We start from the raw sequence: 17,359 nt of genomic DNA, 5'->3' as shown, positions 1-17,359 counted from the left end.
TTGTGCAATCAATATCTTGTTGTTTCAGATAAAAGCTACTTTGGGACTTGAAAGTATCCGATTTTTGAAACAATTAGATTTCAAAAATAGAATACCTCTGTATTATTGTTGTCGAATACATCTTCTGCAAAAATGGATAAGCATAAAGCGTTTCTCATTCTTTTGCATCAAATATTTTCAACTACATTAGCAAAATAAGAGGGATAATTACTTAATAACGATATTATTTTTTCTTTTTTTAACTTTACAGAAATAACAATCTCATCTGTTGAAATTCCTTTGTTCCCAATAATATCAGTTATCTGTTTAGCAAGAATTCTATCATTAAAAATTTTCTCACATATAGAAATCGCTGTTTTTGTATTAACACCGTAACGCAATGCTTGTTGCAATAATTTAAGTGCATCTATATTCACACATTCAGCATCAACTAAATCTATTATGTTCCCCACCAAAAAACTCATTTGGTAAGACAAGTTATACTGACATAACTTCTCGATATAATAGATTTTTATTTTATATTCTTCGTGCATCTGCTCGTATGAATCGCCATGAATCCATGACAAAGCAAATCCTTTTTTTAAATTCAAAGAAGGGTATACTTCTCTAAAAAGATTTTCTATTAAATCCAATAAATCTTTAGTGATTCGTTTTTCTATATTGATACTATTATCTTTGATCCATTCGATAATCTTATCCGCATCTGCCATAGAAATCATAGTTCCTGTATACTTTTTTATATCGCCAATTTGCTTTTCTATTTTTGAATCAATAGCATCGAAAAGCTGTCTTAACAGCGTTTTCTCTTCTTTGGTCGCTAAATAAAAGGCCAAAGTATTCTCTAGTAATTTGTTTGAAACCTCATGTAAAAGATCTACTGTTTGCGCCAAAGGATGATATGAAAGGAGATAGATTATTTCATTTTCTATTGAATCCATAGAAACTTTATAAGTACATAATTGTTCAAAAATGTCTTGTTTATAATAGCTTATATTATCATTTTTATTTATTTCATTTATCTCCACTAAAAGTTTATTTAGAAGTTTATTTGTCCAATTGTTATCATGTATATTTTTACAAATATAATTAACAATTTCGGTACCTGATAACTTCACTTTGTAATTCACTGAATAATCCCTAACAATATTTAATATTGCACTTCCGCATTCTTCTACAGTTGCTCCATTAAACAATCCTTTAGTATCTTGCCATTTGTAATATCCGCTTCCATGTCTGCGTTCATCATAAAGTTTGCTTTCCGTTACAATAATATTCCCCTCTGTATAAACGCCAGATCTTCCTGCCCTTCCAATAAGATTTTGAAAATTTCTTACTGACAGCTTTGCTGACGCAAAATTGGTTCCTGTAATCAAAAGATATTTTATTGGAATATTCACACCTTGGGCCAAAGTTGATGTACAAGCCACCGCTTTAATTTTATTTTTCTTATAAGCATATTCTGTAGCAATCTTTATCCCGTTAGGAAGTGATGAATAATGAGGTAAAATACCATGCTGAACTGTTTGAGTGTATATATAGTCTTTACCATAATATTCTTTAAACAGTTTATAAAATCTGGATAATTCATCAATATCTGAAGTGCCCCTGATTTTTTCTAAAGAACAGCCATGCTTATCTAATTCCTTTAATCTTGCAAAAAACTTTGGTATGGATCTTTTTTTGAGAAAAATAAATTGCAACTCCACCAGATTTGCAAAGAATATTGGTATAATATAATGCTCGGTCTTGCGAATTTTCTGGAAAGAACCTTTCTTTACGTTCTTTCCCTATTAACTTAAGTTTTTGTGTTTTATATGTATGTGGGACGAAAAAATCCTCTTCATCTTCGGCAGGTGTGTAATAATGAAGCTGTTTATTTTTATCAACAAATCCTATTGCCTTAGGTGTCGATTTAATGGTTGCATCGTATGCTAATACTCCATTATCTCCAAATAACCATTTTACAATCTCATTGGCATTTGGGAGTACGGCAGACATAAGAACTAACTGTTGTTTTGGGATTAATCCCAATTTAATATCTGTGATAAGTAATTCATATAAAGAACCTCTACTCTTATCATCAAACATATGGCTTTCATCAAAAATATATAAATCTAAAGATTGAAGATATTCATTATCATGATGGAAAATGTATTGTAACTTTTCTGGAGTACAGACAAGAATCTGCTTTTCAGTATTTCCTAATAACATGTTTATAAAGTCATCTTCTAATACATCAGAAAATTGATTTATTGATACTTCCTTAGGAAAAGCCATTTTCATATCATATGTAATTTCATTACATAAAGATCTCAATGGAGCCACTATTAGAGCTTTACTTCCCCGTTTAGCCAGAAACATAGACCAGATAATAAGCTCAATACTCTTTGTTTTTCCAACACCGGTAGGGAGCTGTACTATAGCATTTTTACCTTGAAGTATCTTTGATATTCCTACCAATTTTTGAGATGCCCATAAAAGATTTATAGACGATTTTCTTTCAAAATATACTTCCCAATTTTTTATGTCAAGTGCGGAATACATAGGCAATAAAATACGTGCAGAAGCATTACTAATCACTTTAGTTACTGCACAAACAATTTCTCCCCAAAACCAGGTCTGTGGTGAATACGAAGCATATATATATTCTCTATATTCCTTTACAATTTGCAAAAGTTCATTCTTATTTCCATCTTTCCAAAATTTTACAATAGCTTGAACGATTGTAAAATTGGAATTTCTCATGGTTTTACCCGTGAAAGCCAACGAAAACAGTTCATAAAGACATTCTTGTGAATCATCCACAATCTGATTAATGTTAACCTCTTTCCAAAGGACCTTGGCACTTCCAAAATTATTCATAAAAAAATAGGCAGTTGCTCCAGATAATGCAAAATCTGCATCATGAATTATTTGTTCACGAGATTGGAAAGCAGCATCGTAAAAGTCTGAACAGTAGTGTAAATTTCTATATGCTGTTTTTTCGTTTAAATTCTTATTCTCATTAATAGCCTCAGCACATTGAGAAATTGTAAGTACTGTCGGATAAGCTAAATCCCTATAATTAAGAGGAAAGCTAGGCCATTCTTTTTCAGGCACCTCGTATTCTAATAGTTTGACTTTTGCCTTTTGATACTTTAACATTAAAGAAGATTTGCTATTTTTCATTTCACCTCACACACCTATCGTATATTTTATGTGCCAAATCCATTAATTTTTTTCCGTGAACATAATAAATACCGGCATCACCCTTGAGACGTAGTTCGTCGCCAACTATTTCTGGTATTATCTTTTTAGTACTCTTATCACCAACTATTTTGGGTATTTCCTCAAGACTAGACATACCGGCAGCATAGTTTTCTAACTTATAGTCAACTAAGTTCTTTTTCTGAAAGCGTAAAATATCCTTAGCTTCATCCTGTCTATTCATTCTCTTAAGCTTTTTTCGCATATAATCCAAAGATTGTGATAATCTGTATTCATCCTTATTAGCATCTATTACTGCTTTTTCAATAACTTCTGTAGTAGTTTGAGTTAATCCGGCTTTAACTTCCAATGTAACAAGCATGTCTTTTTTGTCTGGTGTCTTATCTGGATTGTTAAATTTATAACCAATAACATCCGTACCATGTTCGGATACAGTCTTACCAGACATATTATCCATTCTACAACGTGGCACTTCAAAATCATATACGAACTCCAACAAATCTGAAAATAAGATTTCGCTTATACCATTTGAGCGTGCAGTTCCAGCCATTTTATTTTCTCCCCTCTGAGGAATAATATACTGCTTTAGATACTCCTCTGGAGTCATATCTAACTCATCACAGCTCTCTTTGAGATCTTTATCTGAAATATAATGCTTTCTTATATGAACAGCCCACGCATCAACTATTTCTTCATCATCTGTATAATCCAATTTATAACATTTAATTCGTTCTCCATTATCTAAAAAGACGCCATCTTCCTTTATTAACCACGTCAAATATGTTGGTCTTTCCATTTTTCCCTCAACAGTAATTTTTTATCTACATAATTTGTTCAAATCAACATCTATTCCTACATCTTTCATATTGTTTCCAAGTTGCATCTTCCATGCACCACTTGAATCCATTATTGTATATACAACTCCGCTTATGTCCCCAGGTGTCTCAACATCTCCCTTGACAAATGCACAAACTCTACTTCTTCCAAGTTTTCCGATGAGATATCCATGCTCAAAAACAACATTTTGTCTTGCTCGATACTTTTCCGTCTTAGCATCGTCATTTTTTGATCTTCCCAAATCACATTCAGTATATAAAACCACAGCAAATGCTACATCTGTATATTTTTCAATTTTTTCAATAATTGTCCGTCCACCATCAGGTTGCTCATGCAAAATGATGGCTTTAAATCCAGCCTTTTCTAATGTCCTAGCCATTTCTTGCTTAGCCTCGTTATCATGTCCATGAACAATAAATACCTCATTACTAATATGCATATTAGTACTATTCTCATTTTGCATATAACCACTCGATTGATTCTTTTTCGGCAGATTAACTGCAGGATATTTTAATGCTATGTAGGTCTCCATTTTGTTCATCAACTTTTTCAAATTATACTTCAATGTTTCTCCAGAAATATTTGGATCATAAAAATGCTGTTCGGGAAAATACTGATATAACCCTTTTCCAAAATCCGCAATTATTGAATCATACTTTCCCGTTATTTCATCATAAACATTTCTTCCATAATCCTCGTCATTTGGATTCTCTAAAAATGCTTTGCATCTATTAATATCTTCCGATAACATTTTTGCTATTACTCTATTTCCCATTGTATTTCCTTCCTCACAGACTTTTTCTCCTTCATATGTAGGTTTCAAAATATATGCCCAATTTTCTAACGTACTTACATCAAGCTTCTTCAATAGACCTTTATATATAAGAGCATCAATTTGAGTTTGCTTATATTGGGGTGAAGATACAGACACTTCTCCGCCATTTATGTCTATATCGGTATATATTTGTTTTAAAATTTTTCTCAAGCTATCGTCAATATCTACAATCATTCTTACTTATTCCCCCTAACGCTTTATATACAATATCTTTGGTCTTCTGATAGAACACAAAATTAAAGTTACGCATAAACTTTATCGGTACTGCTTCAAAATCTACTGCTGATAATGCCTTCGACAATAATATTTCTTTTGTATCACTACTATTGCCTGGCATCCATTTTTTTCAATCAAAAACTTGGTAAAATAGTTTCCGCTTTCTTAACCCTTAATCATGCTCCTCTTCCCAATAATCATAAGCCTCGTCATATCCATCATCAAATTCGTCTTCCCATTCACCGCCAAAATCATTCGGATCGTCATAATCATCTACATCATACGGATCACTGTTCCATTTTGAAGAAGAATTTCCTTTACTGCCGGAATTACTATTTCCACCCGAACTCCATCCGCTTCCAGTGTTAGGAAGATATCCTCCGCTAGAGGTATGTGCATTGCTATTTTGATCCTCTGATTTTCTGTATACCAGCTCTTCATTAACAAAAACTCTTACATCATCATCGTCCCGGTTTAATGTATATTGATGAAGATTATCTTTTTTTATTGTGATATTGTTAATCCTGTTTTCATCGCCAATAAAGACGAGGACTGTTTTTCCCTTCTCTGTAACCTTATGCTGATATTAAGCTCCACCCTCATCACGATTATCTTTCATGCAGCATTCATCATTCAGTAATTTGATAAATGATTGGAAATTGCCATTTTTTGTTTCACGTTCGTAAATACTGTCAATTGAATCACTATAGTAGTCCAATACATAATATACACAATATTCATCTTGACCATAATCCCAGATGTTCCAATACTCATCAAAATAATCTCGGGTACAGGTGTCATAAGTCACTTTAAGATCTAACAGACCAGCATCTTGCATGTCCTCCTGAAGATTTTCAGCGTAAGAAACCATATATTCAGAAGCTAGTTTTTCAGCTTATTTTTGCTCTTTAACTTTCTGCTCCTCTTCGAGTTTCTTCTGTGCCTGTTCTTGCTCTTTTTCCAATTGCACCATTTTCATGCTTCCCCAAATGGCAACAAGTATTAAAATGGCGAAAGCAATGATGCCCATAGCCCATTTTGTTGCTTTCTTCATAAACAAATTTCCCTTCCTCATATCTTTCAGCTTATGCCACTAATAACAAAAATAAATTTGCCATTCATTGCCAAATCAATTTCTTATTTCTAACCAAAATTATATCATAAAACCATTAAAGTTTTTAGCTGAAATCAATATTTTTTTCTTTGTGTACATCGAGCTTTGTATTTAGGTTGCTACAATTTAAATACTCTTAAAATGCCCTGTCTATAATTGCTGTATGATGATTTTCCAGGCGAACCCATTCTGTTTCATCATTCAGAACTGCTTTATGACCGGTATGCATACTGCAACGTGTTTTTCCCCAGATTCTGGTTCCAATATAAATCTCATTATCCAGAGAAGCTTGCCTGTATATCAATATCTCCACGTATGTTACGACCGGCAATCGAGAAGGATTTGAACGATGGGCAAAGCTCAATGACCTGAAAGAAGCGGCTTGCACCTTCAACTATCTTTCCGAAAATAATCTGCTGAATTATGAAGACTTCCAACAGCATGTTTCTGACATTGATGCCTCTGTTAAAGCGGCTGATCAGAGAATAACACAAATCAACAGTGAGCTGAGCACACAGAAAGTCATTCAGAAACACTGTGATTCTTACCGGCTCTGCCGTAAGGTAATTGAAGATTGCAAATCTGCTAAGAATCCAAAAGCATACCGCACCAAGCATCAGGCAGAATACCAGCTCCACGATTCACTAAAAAAAGAGCTTCAGGATCTCGGCGTTACCAAAATCCCAAGCTCTAATAAAATTCAAAAGCGGATTGAAAATCTTGAATCTGAACAGACTGCTACCCTCCGGGAAAAACAAGAATTACAGAAAAAACAGAAAACCCTGAAGATCATTCAGCAGAATTTTACTGCGCTACTCGATGCTCCAGAGATCAGTTCAGACTTACTTCCGGCAAAAAGGAAACCTGTTTCTGTCACAAGAGATAAATAAGATTGCACTGGCAACTCGCTCATTTTCTTCCAAAACTTCCCAAGGTTTCAGCCCCTTTTCCTCCCAGGTGACACCATACGGTGCACCTCCGGAGGTGTTTGCCTTTGGGTTATACCAGTTATATAACGAAACGAAAAGACCGGGATTTCCCGATCTTCTCATATTATTTATGGACTTTTCTTTTACAAATACTAAATATGACTAAGGATATTCCCATTAAAGAAAGCCACATAATTACATTCGTATCATCTCCCGTTTTTACATTTGGAGTATGACTGCTATTATCACCTGATGGTTCTTCTGAAACTGGCGGTGTATTCGTGGTAATTGGTGGTATCGATTCATTTTTAAATTTAGGCTCTGCCGTTACATTCCAGATGATCTGACCGTCATAATTCCCCGGAACTGTTATGATAAAAGGTTCACTTTGATATACTTGATTGCCAATTTGTGTTTTTTGTGTCTGGATAAAAAGATACACTCCTTTTTCCAGATCCCTGTACATAACTTCTCCGGCTGAGTTGGTCTTTCCGAACATTCCTTTGATGTTGTTATCCTGTATATATTTTTCCAGTTTTTTTGCAGCTTCTGCCTGATCGGAAGAATCATCAAAATCAAATATGACTCCAGACTTTGCAAACTCACTCACTAATGCCCATGAATTATTTTTATATGTTCCAACCTGATACATCGTAAATTCAGTATTACTTAGCTTATATACCGTGGTCTCATCTTCAACAGTTGCTTTTAATAATATACTTCCCAAATCATTCGCAGACACAGGTAACGGAATGAGGAGTAAAAGCATACACATCACACTTGCCATACACATATATATTCGCTTACGTTTAATTATTCTGCTCATGTTTTTTCTCCTTCCTGCGTTTATGATATTTAATGCTCACCCATATGATGATGAAAGCAATAATTCCACCAATCAATAGAATCAAATTGAATGGAATTGTACGCTGAAGACCTACTTCCTCATCTATCTTCTGTGCCTCTTCATACGGAATTCTAGTGCCACGGACAAGCAGTCTGTGCGTGTTAACTGCATAAGGAGTGCATGTGACCAGTGTTACATAATCCTTGCCCTTTTCAATCTGTAAAGCATCTGTATCTGATGGCAATACTGTAAGAATCTGATCCACCTGATAGGCAAAGGTATGATGAAGAACTTTAATATAAAATACATCTCCAACCTCCATCTTGTTCAGGTCGGTGAATATCTTGGCATTCGCAAGTCCCCGGTGTCCGGATAATACCGCATGACAGCTCTCACTACCTATCGGAAGCGAGGTATTTTTCAGATGTCCTACCCCTGACTGCAGTACTTTTTCAGATGTTCCATGATAAACTGGAAGGACAACATCAAGCTTTGGAATATCAATATATCCCATCATTCCGGTATCATCAATTTTCAAAAGATTGTTATACACATCATCTTCTGTCTGGTTTTCATTGCTTTCTGAAAATGGATCTGCTATGGAACCAATTCCGATCAGGCTTTCGTTATATTCCTGTGCCTGCTCGATCATTGCATTCTCCTGTTCTTCCGACAAATGAGAAACTTCCTGTTCATAATCTGTAGCAATCGTTGTGCTATTCATCTGATTGATGTAATTGCTCACTACCGGATACAGGATTAAAGAAAATGCCGCCAGATATCCAATTCCTCTTAGTATTTTCACTATTTTTTTCATAATACCTTTCACCTTTTGTCTGTTTTTTCTGAAATACCCAGTCCACACTGGATATTTCAGAAAAAGCAGACATCCTCCCGGTGCAATACCGGGAAGATGAACTGTCTTTTTATCTATTCTTAAACTTCAGAATATCTTAGTTGTTTGCTTTCTTTTTGCCAAAAGCTTTGCTTGCTGTTAATGCACCGAAAAGAACGATACCAGCCAGTGTTACCATAAGGGCACCCTTGCTACCAGTAGATGGAAGCTGTGCACCTGTTTTGTTTTCTACAGCTACTTCTGGGGAATCAGTTGTATTTTTGATATCAGAACCTGTTGTTGTATTTCCATTGTATTTGTAATCTACTTTATAGCTTTCAAGTTTTCCATCAGTATAAGTTGCAGTAATCTTAACCTCGATATCGCTGAGAAGCTTGTTGTATCCTTCTGGTGCTTTTGTCTCTCTTAAGTAGTAAGTTCCGGCATCAAGACCTTTTACAAGAACTTTACCGTTGGTACCAGATACAATTATATCGGATTTGAAACCTTCTTCTGCAGCTTCCTCAGGTGTTGCCACACGGTATTCACCATCAGTTACTTTTTTAATGTTAACCTTGTCTCCAGCTACTTCACTATTTGCTTTGTAAAGCTCGAATTCTGCATTTTCAAGTCCAGTCTTATCATCTTTATTATTCTGATCTTTTAAATAATATTTGAAGATTGTGAAATTGAAAGTATGTACATCTACGATGCTTGGTTCAGATTCACCTTTGTTGTCTGTTCCCGGTTTATTACTATACTCAACGGTAGCAGAGTTCTTGTTTGCATCAAAACCAGTTACTGCATCTTTATTTAAGGTTGCTGTATAAGTTACTTTAATTTCCTGTCCTGCTTTATTTGCATTAGAAGCAAGGAAATTGTTCATTGTAATTGTAATGTTCTGTCCATCCTGTGTTAATGTATAAGTATTATCGCCAGTACCTGCAATAACATTCTGCACATTTTCACCTGATTCAACTGTCACAGAAGTAATTTCTTTAAAAGTAAGACCTGCGGATAATGTATCCTTGAAGTTAAATACATAAGAAGTATAACCTGTCATATCCGGCACTTTAGATGTCAGTGTGTAAGTCACTGTATCACCAATGTTGACATCATCTGCAATTTTGTCATTTACTTTTTTTACTACTGTCGGGTAATTGCTCTTCATGTTAACTGTAGCATCATTACCTGTAACGCTGACTAAAGAAGCTACAGATTTTACTGGTCCATTTCCAGGTGCTGTGGATGTATCTGTTGCACCTAATGGATAAACTACATAATATCCATATTCCAGATTATCAATTACTGTCTTTGTGTCTGCTGTATTTGCAGTTCTATGAGTAGCTTCTACAGCTGTTTTGGTTTCACCTGATGCACTAAGAATCCATCCCAGGATATCTTTTGCAAACGTTGCACCTTTACTTCCATCATCGCCGACCTGTTCTTTAACATAGTTATATGCCGCTTCACTTAAAGCTTCGCCAGATAAACCAGATAAAGGTGAACCATTCACTTCTTTTGTTTTGAAAAATCCTTCATATGCACTGTTCAGTGTATATGCTACCTTATCGCCGTTTTTTGTTGCTGTAAAAATCTGATACAGATCCAGAGTCTTTCCTGCTACTGTATTGTTAACTGTCAGTGTGCCTGTTGAAGCTTCTGCTGCAAATGCAGTCATGCTCATGGACAGTATCATGGTCATTGCCATCAGAACTGCCATAAATCTTGATACTAATTTCTTCATGTTCCTTTTCTCACTTTCTTTTGATTTTTTATTGGTTCGCTGGGGATTCTTTCAGCTTTTACGGTGGAAAATCCCCATGTAGCCATACCTCTCTCATGACTCTACACCCCTTTCCTACATCGTCTGTTTCCTTTTACGTCCGGTATAAAGCAGGAATGCTAACAACAAACCACCTGCTATGATGAACATCATGATGCCCTCGCCACCGGTATCCGGAAGCAATGCAAAATGCCGGTTAATAATTGTGAAGGTAAATCCATCTTTAGAGGTTTCGATTGTAGTTGTATATCCTTTTATTTCTGTTTCCGTAACGGAATATGTGTAATAGTGAATGATTTTATTTTCATCCGTCATATATGCTGGAAGTCCTTTGATGACCTCCTGCCAGGTAGATTTATTGATAGAACCTTTTATAATATGGTCCCAGGTTTCTGTCTGTTCTATACCGTTTGCATCTTTCCAGGTACGGGAGATTGTTACCGTAATGTTAGCCGGACGTTTTTCATCCAGATTATTTAGATCCTTCCAAACTTTATTGATTGTCAGCTTGATTAACTCATCACATGGATCCTGTGACTCGGATGGCTCCGGAGTATCACTTTCTCCTGTGTTCAATGTTGTTTTAGTATCTGCCATCAATACTGCTTTTGCTGGTGATTCATATGCTTTAAGCTCTGCTGTCGTAGACGAAGTATTATCTGTCAGCTTTGCATTTTGCAAAGTTTCATAGCTTTTTATCGAATTCATATGACCCAGCGTGTAAATATCCCATCCACTGGAAGTATCTTTTTCATATCTTAGATTTAGCTTGTCTGAACCCTTTTTGATTTGATCCAGCGCCACATCCAGCTTTCTGTAAATACGGTAATTGTTATTCTCGCCTTCCACCTTCTCCTGTGTGTTAGCTTCATATACAGAATCCAACTTACTCTTTCCGCTAAATGGACCGACAAGATCTTTTGTTCCACGAACCACATCACAGTAATACATGTTGTTGTTCTTTAAGAGCCCTTCATCATTGAATCCTACAAAGCCGCCACTTTGTCCAGCAGCTTTTGCAGAACCATCTTTGTCGTTTCCAGCTCCACCGGCATAGACATCGTATCCGTAGCTTACACCGTAAACGTTACTGTCTGTAATCTTCGTTCGGTTGGCCTTGATTAGATTTACACTGATATTAGATTTCGCATCATCATCATTCAAAAGTCCATTCTCGTTACATGGAAGACTGATGGATGAATCTCCTATTGTAATGATTGCAAGATCTGTCGATTGCTGCTTATCGTTTGACTTCTTTGACAATCCTACAGAAATGTCCAGTCCAAGCAGATTTACGTGAAGCAGTTTGCCATCATACAGCGCATCCACTTTGATAATTCCAAGATTAATCTTCAGAAGATCAGAATCCTGGAGTTTGTCCAGATATAATGCTTTTATAAGTTCATTGACAACCGAGAATATTACATTCACTGCTCCAGAATCCACTTTCAAGTCTGCAAGATAAGCAAAGCTTGTTCGTCCTGCAAATCCTCCGGCTGTTCCTCCAGATGCCACTTGTTTTAATCCAATTTTCTGATTGTTCGCATCACCTGCTGTGCAATTCGACATTCTAGCAAGATTTGCATATCCGATAAATCCACCGGCAATCTGCTCATCTCCACCAGTGCTTTGTACTGTATAACCATCATCGGTTCCTGTAACTGTACAGTCATCAATGTGAGAACCAAAAATATCCAGAACTCCAAGTGCTCCACCGAGCAACTGTCCTTTATTATCTCCAAGAACATCGATCTTATCTGCCTTAACCACTCCGCTCTTTCCAGAATAGCCTACAAATCCTCCGACACTATTTAAACCTCTTACATTACTTAAGTTCGTTACTTTACTGTTTTTCACAGAACCATTTAACAGTGAACCGCCAAAACCTCCGGCTGTTCCACTATATGTAACTTCATTGTTTTGACCAGATTTTTTTGCTTCATTTGCACTGACACTTAAACCGGCATCCTTGCTTCCGCTTACAGTTCCGTAATATACGTAACTTCTAAACGTATCCAACACATCGGTTCTACCAAGCTGCAACAGTTTATCTAGAAGAGAGGTTTGACTTCCTACACTGATATTGGCAACTCCGGCTACATCTGCAATTCCAAAGCATCCTCCGGCATATTCGCCTGCAACTACGGAACGGATATTCTGAGCAGAAATTCCTGCTTCTTCCTTATCCTTCTCGCCAAGTACAGTTCCCTCCAACATTCCGGCAAAACCTCCGGCTGCTTTTGCATAGGATGTATTGGCTTCTCCGTTTGAATGCGCTCCGTTTATGATGATTCCCCAGTTATCCCAGGATTCCACATCTGCATAACGGATTGTTGCAACTGTGGCATTTAATACTTTTATTAAATCTGCTGGTGTATCAAGCAGTTTCTTTAATAATTTACTTAAAAATAATCCTTCTCCAGCCAATGGGTCTACTGTTGCCACACTTCCTGGCCTTGAGCTTCCGACAAATCCACCGACATAGCTTCTTCCGTCAACTCGTCTTAGCTTTGTAACCTTGCAGCGTGCATCTTTTTCGCCCCAGATCTGTCCACCAATCAGTTTTCCTACATAACCTCCTGCATAACCGCAAGCTTCATTTTCAGAAGTATCATTTGACTGAACTCTAAGTCCACTCTGATATCCTTCCACAGAAGACTGCTTGATTACTGGAACAAATACATTAAGGACATTGATCATTTGTCCTAATGGCAGATCAATGTCAAGTATTTTAACACCACCAAGTAAGTTATCTTTTGTGTCATCTTTACCTAGGTCAGCAGCCCATCCAAGTGATGCAATTCCTGCAAAGCCACCTGCGTAATTTCCAGAAGCCGTTATAGTAAGTGCGTTATCTGATTTAACATTACAATTAACTGTAGACGCATTTGCCAATCCTCCGGCAAAACCACCAATATAACTTTCACCAGAGACAGACACAACTGCATTATTTAACGAACAATTTAGAATCAAACTTTCCGTATTCATCTTAGGAAGTTTTGTCTCTATATCCAATGCTCCTGATAGTGTTCCTTCAATTACATCATCACGAGCTAGACCAACAAATCCACCTACAAAGCTCTTTCCCTTAATTGTATTCGTACCACCTGTTACAGAACAATTCTCAACAATGGCGCCTTTTTGCATACCGATGAATCCACCGGCATATTCTTTATCGGATGCTGTAGAAATACTTAATCCATTTACAGTACAATTCATAATTTTGGCATTGATATAACCTGTCGGAATTAACTTTTCTAAAGGAATAGCATTTCCAAGAAGAATCGTGATTAAGTCACCCAATCCTAATCCTGGAATTACATTTAATATATTTGTAAGTAAATCGACAAGTTCACCAAGTGCGTTTGATAGCCCATCATACTGTGTTTTACCAACGATATATCCAACAAATCCACCTGTATTGTTATTTACATTTTTGACAGTAGCATTATTCACTTCAAGATTAGAAAGTTCTACCTGACCTTCTACACGACCAGCAATCGCACCAGTTGCTAATGCTGTCGGATCTTTCTTTCTCGCATCAAGAACATCTCCCAATGTTTTTTTGAGATCAATTTTTACCTGACCGAACGTTAAAATAAATGTCAAGCCACTTAAGACTACACCAAGCAACTTACCAAGAGTACTTGTTAATGTACTTATGAGAGTGTCCGGATAATATGTTTCATTTGTTGTTGTATGAACTTTTAGATTATCAAATTGAATATTAGATACCTTTACCAATCCTTTACTAAGACCAATATCCTTTTCACTTACTTCATTCGATATTGTAGAAAAGAATCCAACACCCATTTGTTCGCCAACATTAATTTTATCTGATTGATTTACAGTTACGTTTGAAATTACCGGTTTATCGATTGTGTTTATAACACCATCTTTCCATAGTCCACCTTGTTCTGTAGATTTAGCACCAATCAATGTGCCTTGGAAAGTAAGTGGTTTCCAATTCGAACTACCTAAATCAATATCACGGAAAATAATATAATTTGCATTCGATGAATACGTCTGTTCTGTCGCTTTGTCATAATCTAATTCTGGATCAATTTTTCCAGTTTTTTGATCAACACCACATCTACCTTTTGTAAGTCCACTAGCAGCGTTATCAACTTTTCCAATTTGATAATCCTTGTTTCCATTTTGATCTTTTTTTAAATCTGCATCTCCTCCATAAAGCATGATAGAGTTGCCTTTTCCATCTGTATCTATTTTCCAAGACACACCCTTATAAACTGCTTGATAGACTGCACCATAAACGGTTTTGCCACTGCCAATTGCACGTAATTGATCTTCATTCCCAATTAAGATATATGTTTTATCACCAATTGTTTTTACAACCTGCCCCTTAAAGTCACGTCCTTCAGTATTTGTTGTATCAGGATCTATGCTCAATTGATCCGCTACTAACTCCGGCTTATCTGAACTGAAGTTCTTTGAAATGACATAATTATGATCTTTACTGTAAGTTAAATAATCCTTGTCTTCACCATTTGGATAAATCATCTGCCCCATACCAAACTGTGGTGCATCATAATCCAATGACATAACTGGTTCCGTTTCAGATTCTTCCTGTGCAAGCACCATTAACTGATATGGATTGTATATATAGATTGTATCCGTTTCCTTATCATATAGAGTTGGTGTCTCGTTTTCTTCTATTTCCGTACCTGTGATAGTTCCGATAAAGGAATCCGGTACTGACCACATCTGGTCAGAGTTCATCTGGATGTCATTCATCAAAATGTATTGGGCATCTGCACCGTATTTCAGCTCTGTGCCTTCACTCTTTACTACATCTCCAGAACCAATCTTTCCATCCTTATCACCTGTGTAAATATAAGCATCTGAACCAATCTGTTTTAATTGTTCATAATTATAAATGCATATTTTACCATCCTTATAATAAGCATCTATATTATCTGTTGATTCCGCTTTAACACTTCCACCGGAAGATTCCGATTCGTTATTCTGTGAGTTTTCACTTGTTTCCTCCGATATCTTAGATTCAGATTCCGTGGTTCCATTTATTTCATCTGAAACTGTGGATTCGGTTGATGCTTCACCATTACTCATATTGGTTTCATCAGAAAGTGCCACTTGACTCGTGGGGGTACCTGATGGATTCAGATCTGCCGCATCCGCAATATTCACTTGAGAAAATAAGATAGCCATACATAGTATTACTGCGATAATTCTGTTCTCTATCCTTCTTTTTTTCTTCATATCTGGGCCTCTAATCTTTTGCCTTATCTTGTTACTTTAATTTTGCCTTTGTAACCAGTTTTTCTGCTTTGCTGCCGCCGTCAAGCACTGGATTAGTTTCTTGGAAAACGCTCCACATTCACCATTTGAAATCATCCGGATTGCCTCTTCAGGTTCATATTTTCTTTTGTATGGACGATCATTGATCAATGCATCGTAAGCATCAACAATCCCAACGACCTGTGCACATATTGGAATTTCATTTCCTTTTAAACCATCCGGGTATCCTGATCCATCATATCTTTCATGGTGATGTCTGCATATTTCATAGCTATATTGGTTCAGCTTTTCTGTTGTTACTCCCTCTGGGAATCTCTGGGTCATTGCTGCACCTACTAATGGATGTTGCTTTACTACATTCATTTCTTCATCCGTCAATTTTCCATTTTTATTTAAAATTTCAATAGGCACTTTTATCTTTCCAATATCATGAATCGGTGCTAGATGAGCTACTGACGTAATTTCCTCATCTGTAATTTCATATTCCGGATAATTCTTCTGCAATTGAAGATATACCTGTTTCGTATAGAAGCTGATATCATCTTGATACCCTGCTTCAACTAACTGATTATGATTCAATACAGTAGTTAAAAGTGATACCATATCCCAATACTGCTTTGCCAAATCCTGTTCTTTCTTTACGAGTTCCTGTTCCATTCTTATAACTGTGTTCTGGACAATCTTCGCATTATGTAATGTAATAATTGCAGTATTCTCATTTGCATCTATATATTTTTTTGCTTCCATCCAAACATATGCATTCTCATCTTTTCCAGTAATTCTGCGATACGGAAGATCTTTTTCCATACATCCATCAACTAATCTTTCTTCTAATCCTTCACTTGATAAAAAATCATGAACCATTTTTTTATCAGAAGCATACACATATCTTTCTACATACTGGCTTATGAACTCTTCATAGCTTTCTGTATTTCTTACTTTCTCATACACTTCACGGATATGTGAGTACACACACTCGTAGCTTTTATCCTTCAAGTTCAGTTTTAACACAACATAAAATCGCCCAAAATATTCATCTTCTCCAGGGCGGATAACATCTGAAACCTTTACGCTCTCTAATTTATTATTGTATGTATTCTGCAAACCCAACAATATTTTATGTATCTTACAGGTATCTTCTAAATTTCTGGAACAAAAACGATCCTCTTCCAAACAACGATTAATTGCCATTTTTTCCTCTACACACGATATAATTTCCATTAAAGAAATGTTCTCCGGTTGTTTTGCCAGCATATAGCCACCATTTGTACCTTCACAGACAGTGACTATTTTTGCATTTTTCAGTTTTTTTGTTATTTTAGGAACATAATTAGCAGAAACATTTAGCTTCCGTGACAATTCTGATGTAGATACCATCCGTTCCTGTGCTGCTAAGTAACATACGATTCTAATTGCGTAATCTGTCGAATTTTTTTGTTGCATCGTTATCCCGCTAACCTAAATCCTGCGTGG

14 protein-coding genes are annotated in these 17,359 nt (G+C 36.1%); all 14 read right to left on the bottom strand.

From position 1 onward, the window contains the following. Positions 1–167: 167 nt before the first annotated feature. The 14 genes from G4407_RS01535 to G4407_RS01470 all read right to left on the bottom strand — a co-directional run bounded on the left by G4407_RS01535 (position 168) and on the right by G4407_RS01470 (position 17,329). Positions 168–1,706, bottom strand: a complete 1,539-nt coding sequence (locus G4407_RS01535) for a helicase C-terminal domain-containing protein (protein WP_173687499.1) — start codon at positions 1,704–1,706, stop codon at positions 168–170. Beyond that, positions 1,633–3,168 (bottom strand): DEAD/DEAH box helicase, encoded by a 1,536-nt coding sequence (locus G4407_RS01530; protein WP_173687498.1) that lies wholly within the window; start codon positions 3,166–3,168, stop codon positions 1,633–1,635. The genes G4407_RS01535 and G4407_RS01530 overlap by 74 nt, the downstream gene beginning before the upstream one ends. Before the next feature lies 1 nt (position 3,169). Continuing rightward, entirely contained in the window at positions 3,170–4,003 is an 834-nt protein-coding gene (locus G4407_RS01525) for a Hachiman antiphage defense system protein HamA (RefSeq protein WP_173687497.1), read from the bottom strand. Positions 4,004–4,024: 21 nt separating this feature from the next. After that, positions 4,025–5,053: a TIR domain-containing protein gene (locus tag G4407_RS01520; protein WP_243868739.1), complete on the bottom strand. Its 1,029-nt coding sequence runs from the start codon at positions 5,051–5,053 to the stop codon at positions 4,025–4,027. Between the two features lie 315 nt (positions 5,054–5,368). Then, positions 5,369–5,536, bottom strand: coding sequence for a hypothetical protein (locus tag G4407_RS01515; protein ID WP_173687496.1), 168 nt, complete (start codon positions 5,534–5,536; stop codon positions 5,369–5,371). A 145-nt stretch (positions 5,537–5,681) separates the two neighbouring features. Further along, on the bottom strand, positions 5,682–5,933 hold the full coding sequence (locus G4407_RS01510) for a hypothetical protein (protein ID WP_173687495.1): 252 nt from the start codon (positions 5,931–5,933) through the stop codon (positions 5,682–5,684). Between the two features lie 57 nt (positions 5,934–5,990). Then, positions 5,991–6,149, bottom strand: coding sequence for a hypothetical protein (locus G4407_RS01505; RefSeq protein ID WP_173687494.1), 159 nt, complete (start codon positions 6,147–6,149; stop codon positions 5,991–5,993). 196 nt (positions 6,150–6,345) lie between these two features. After that, positions 6,346–6,438: a hypothetical protein gene (locus G4407_RS16465; RefSeq protein WP_243868744.1), complete on the bottom strand. Its 93-nt coding sequence runs from the start codon at positions 6,436–6,438 to the stop codon at positions 6,346–6,348. A gap of 46 nt (positions 6,439–6,484) precedes the next feature. Continuing rightward, positions 6,485–6,847 carry a hypothetical protein gene (locus G4407_RS17115; protein WP_173687462.1) on the bottom strand — a complete coding sequence of 121 codons (363 nt, stop codon included), beginning with the start codon at positions 6,845–6,847 and terminating at the stop codon, positions 6,485–6,487. A 415-nt stretch (positions 6,848–7,262) separates the two neighbouring features. Continuing rightward, complete coding sequence (locus G4407_RS01490) at positions 7,263–7,964, bottom strand: pilin N-terminal domain-containing protein (RefSeq protein ID WP_173687493.1); 702 nt, start codon at positions 7,962–7,964, stop codon at positions 7,263–7,265. Further along, positions 7,948–8,802 (bottom strand): class C sortase, encoded by an 855-nt coding sequence (locus G4407_RS01485; RefSeq protein ID WP_173687492.1) that lies wholly within the window; start codon positions 8,800–8,802, stop codon positions 7,948–7,950. Before G4407_RS01485 ends, G4407_RS01490 begins: the two co-directional genes overlap by 17 nt. Positions 8,803–8,938: 136 nt before the next feature. Then, entirely contained in the window at positions 8,939–10,567 is a 1,629-nt protein-coding gene (locus G4407_RS01480; RefSeq protein WP_173687491.1) for a SpaH/EbpB family LPXTG-anchored major pilin, read from the bottom strand. A 114-nt stretch (positions 10,568–10,681) separates the two neighbouring features. After that, complete coding sequence (locus tag G4407_RS01475) at positions 10,682–15,847, bottom strand: Cna B-type domain-containing protein (RefSeq protein WP_173687490.1); 5,166 nt, start codon at positions 15,845–15,847, stop codon at positions 10,682–10,684. Between the two features lie 36 nt (positions 15,848–15,883). Further along, positions 15,884–17,329 (bottom strand): Rrf2 family transcriptional regulator, encoded by a 1,446-nt coding sequence (locus G4407_RS01470; protein ID WP_173687489.1) that lies wholly within the window; start codon positions 17,327–17,329, stop codon positions 15,884–15,886. Positions 17,330–17,359: the final 30 nt, after the last annotated feature.

Source organism: Allocoprococcus comes (assembly GCF_013300725.1).
In the GTDB taxonomy this organism is placed as follows: domain Bacteria; phylum Bacillota; class Clostridia; order Lachnospirales; family Lachnospiraceae; genus Allocoprococcus; species Allocoprococcus comes_A.
Note: the sequence above shows the minus strand (reverse complement) of the source record. Positions and strands in the feature narration are given on the sequence as shown.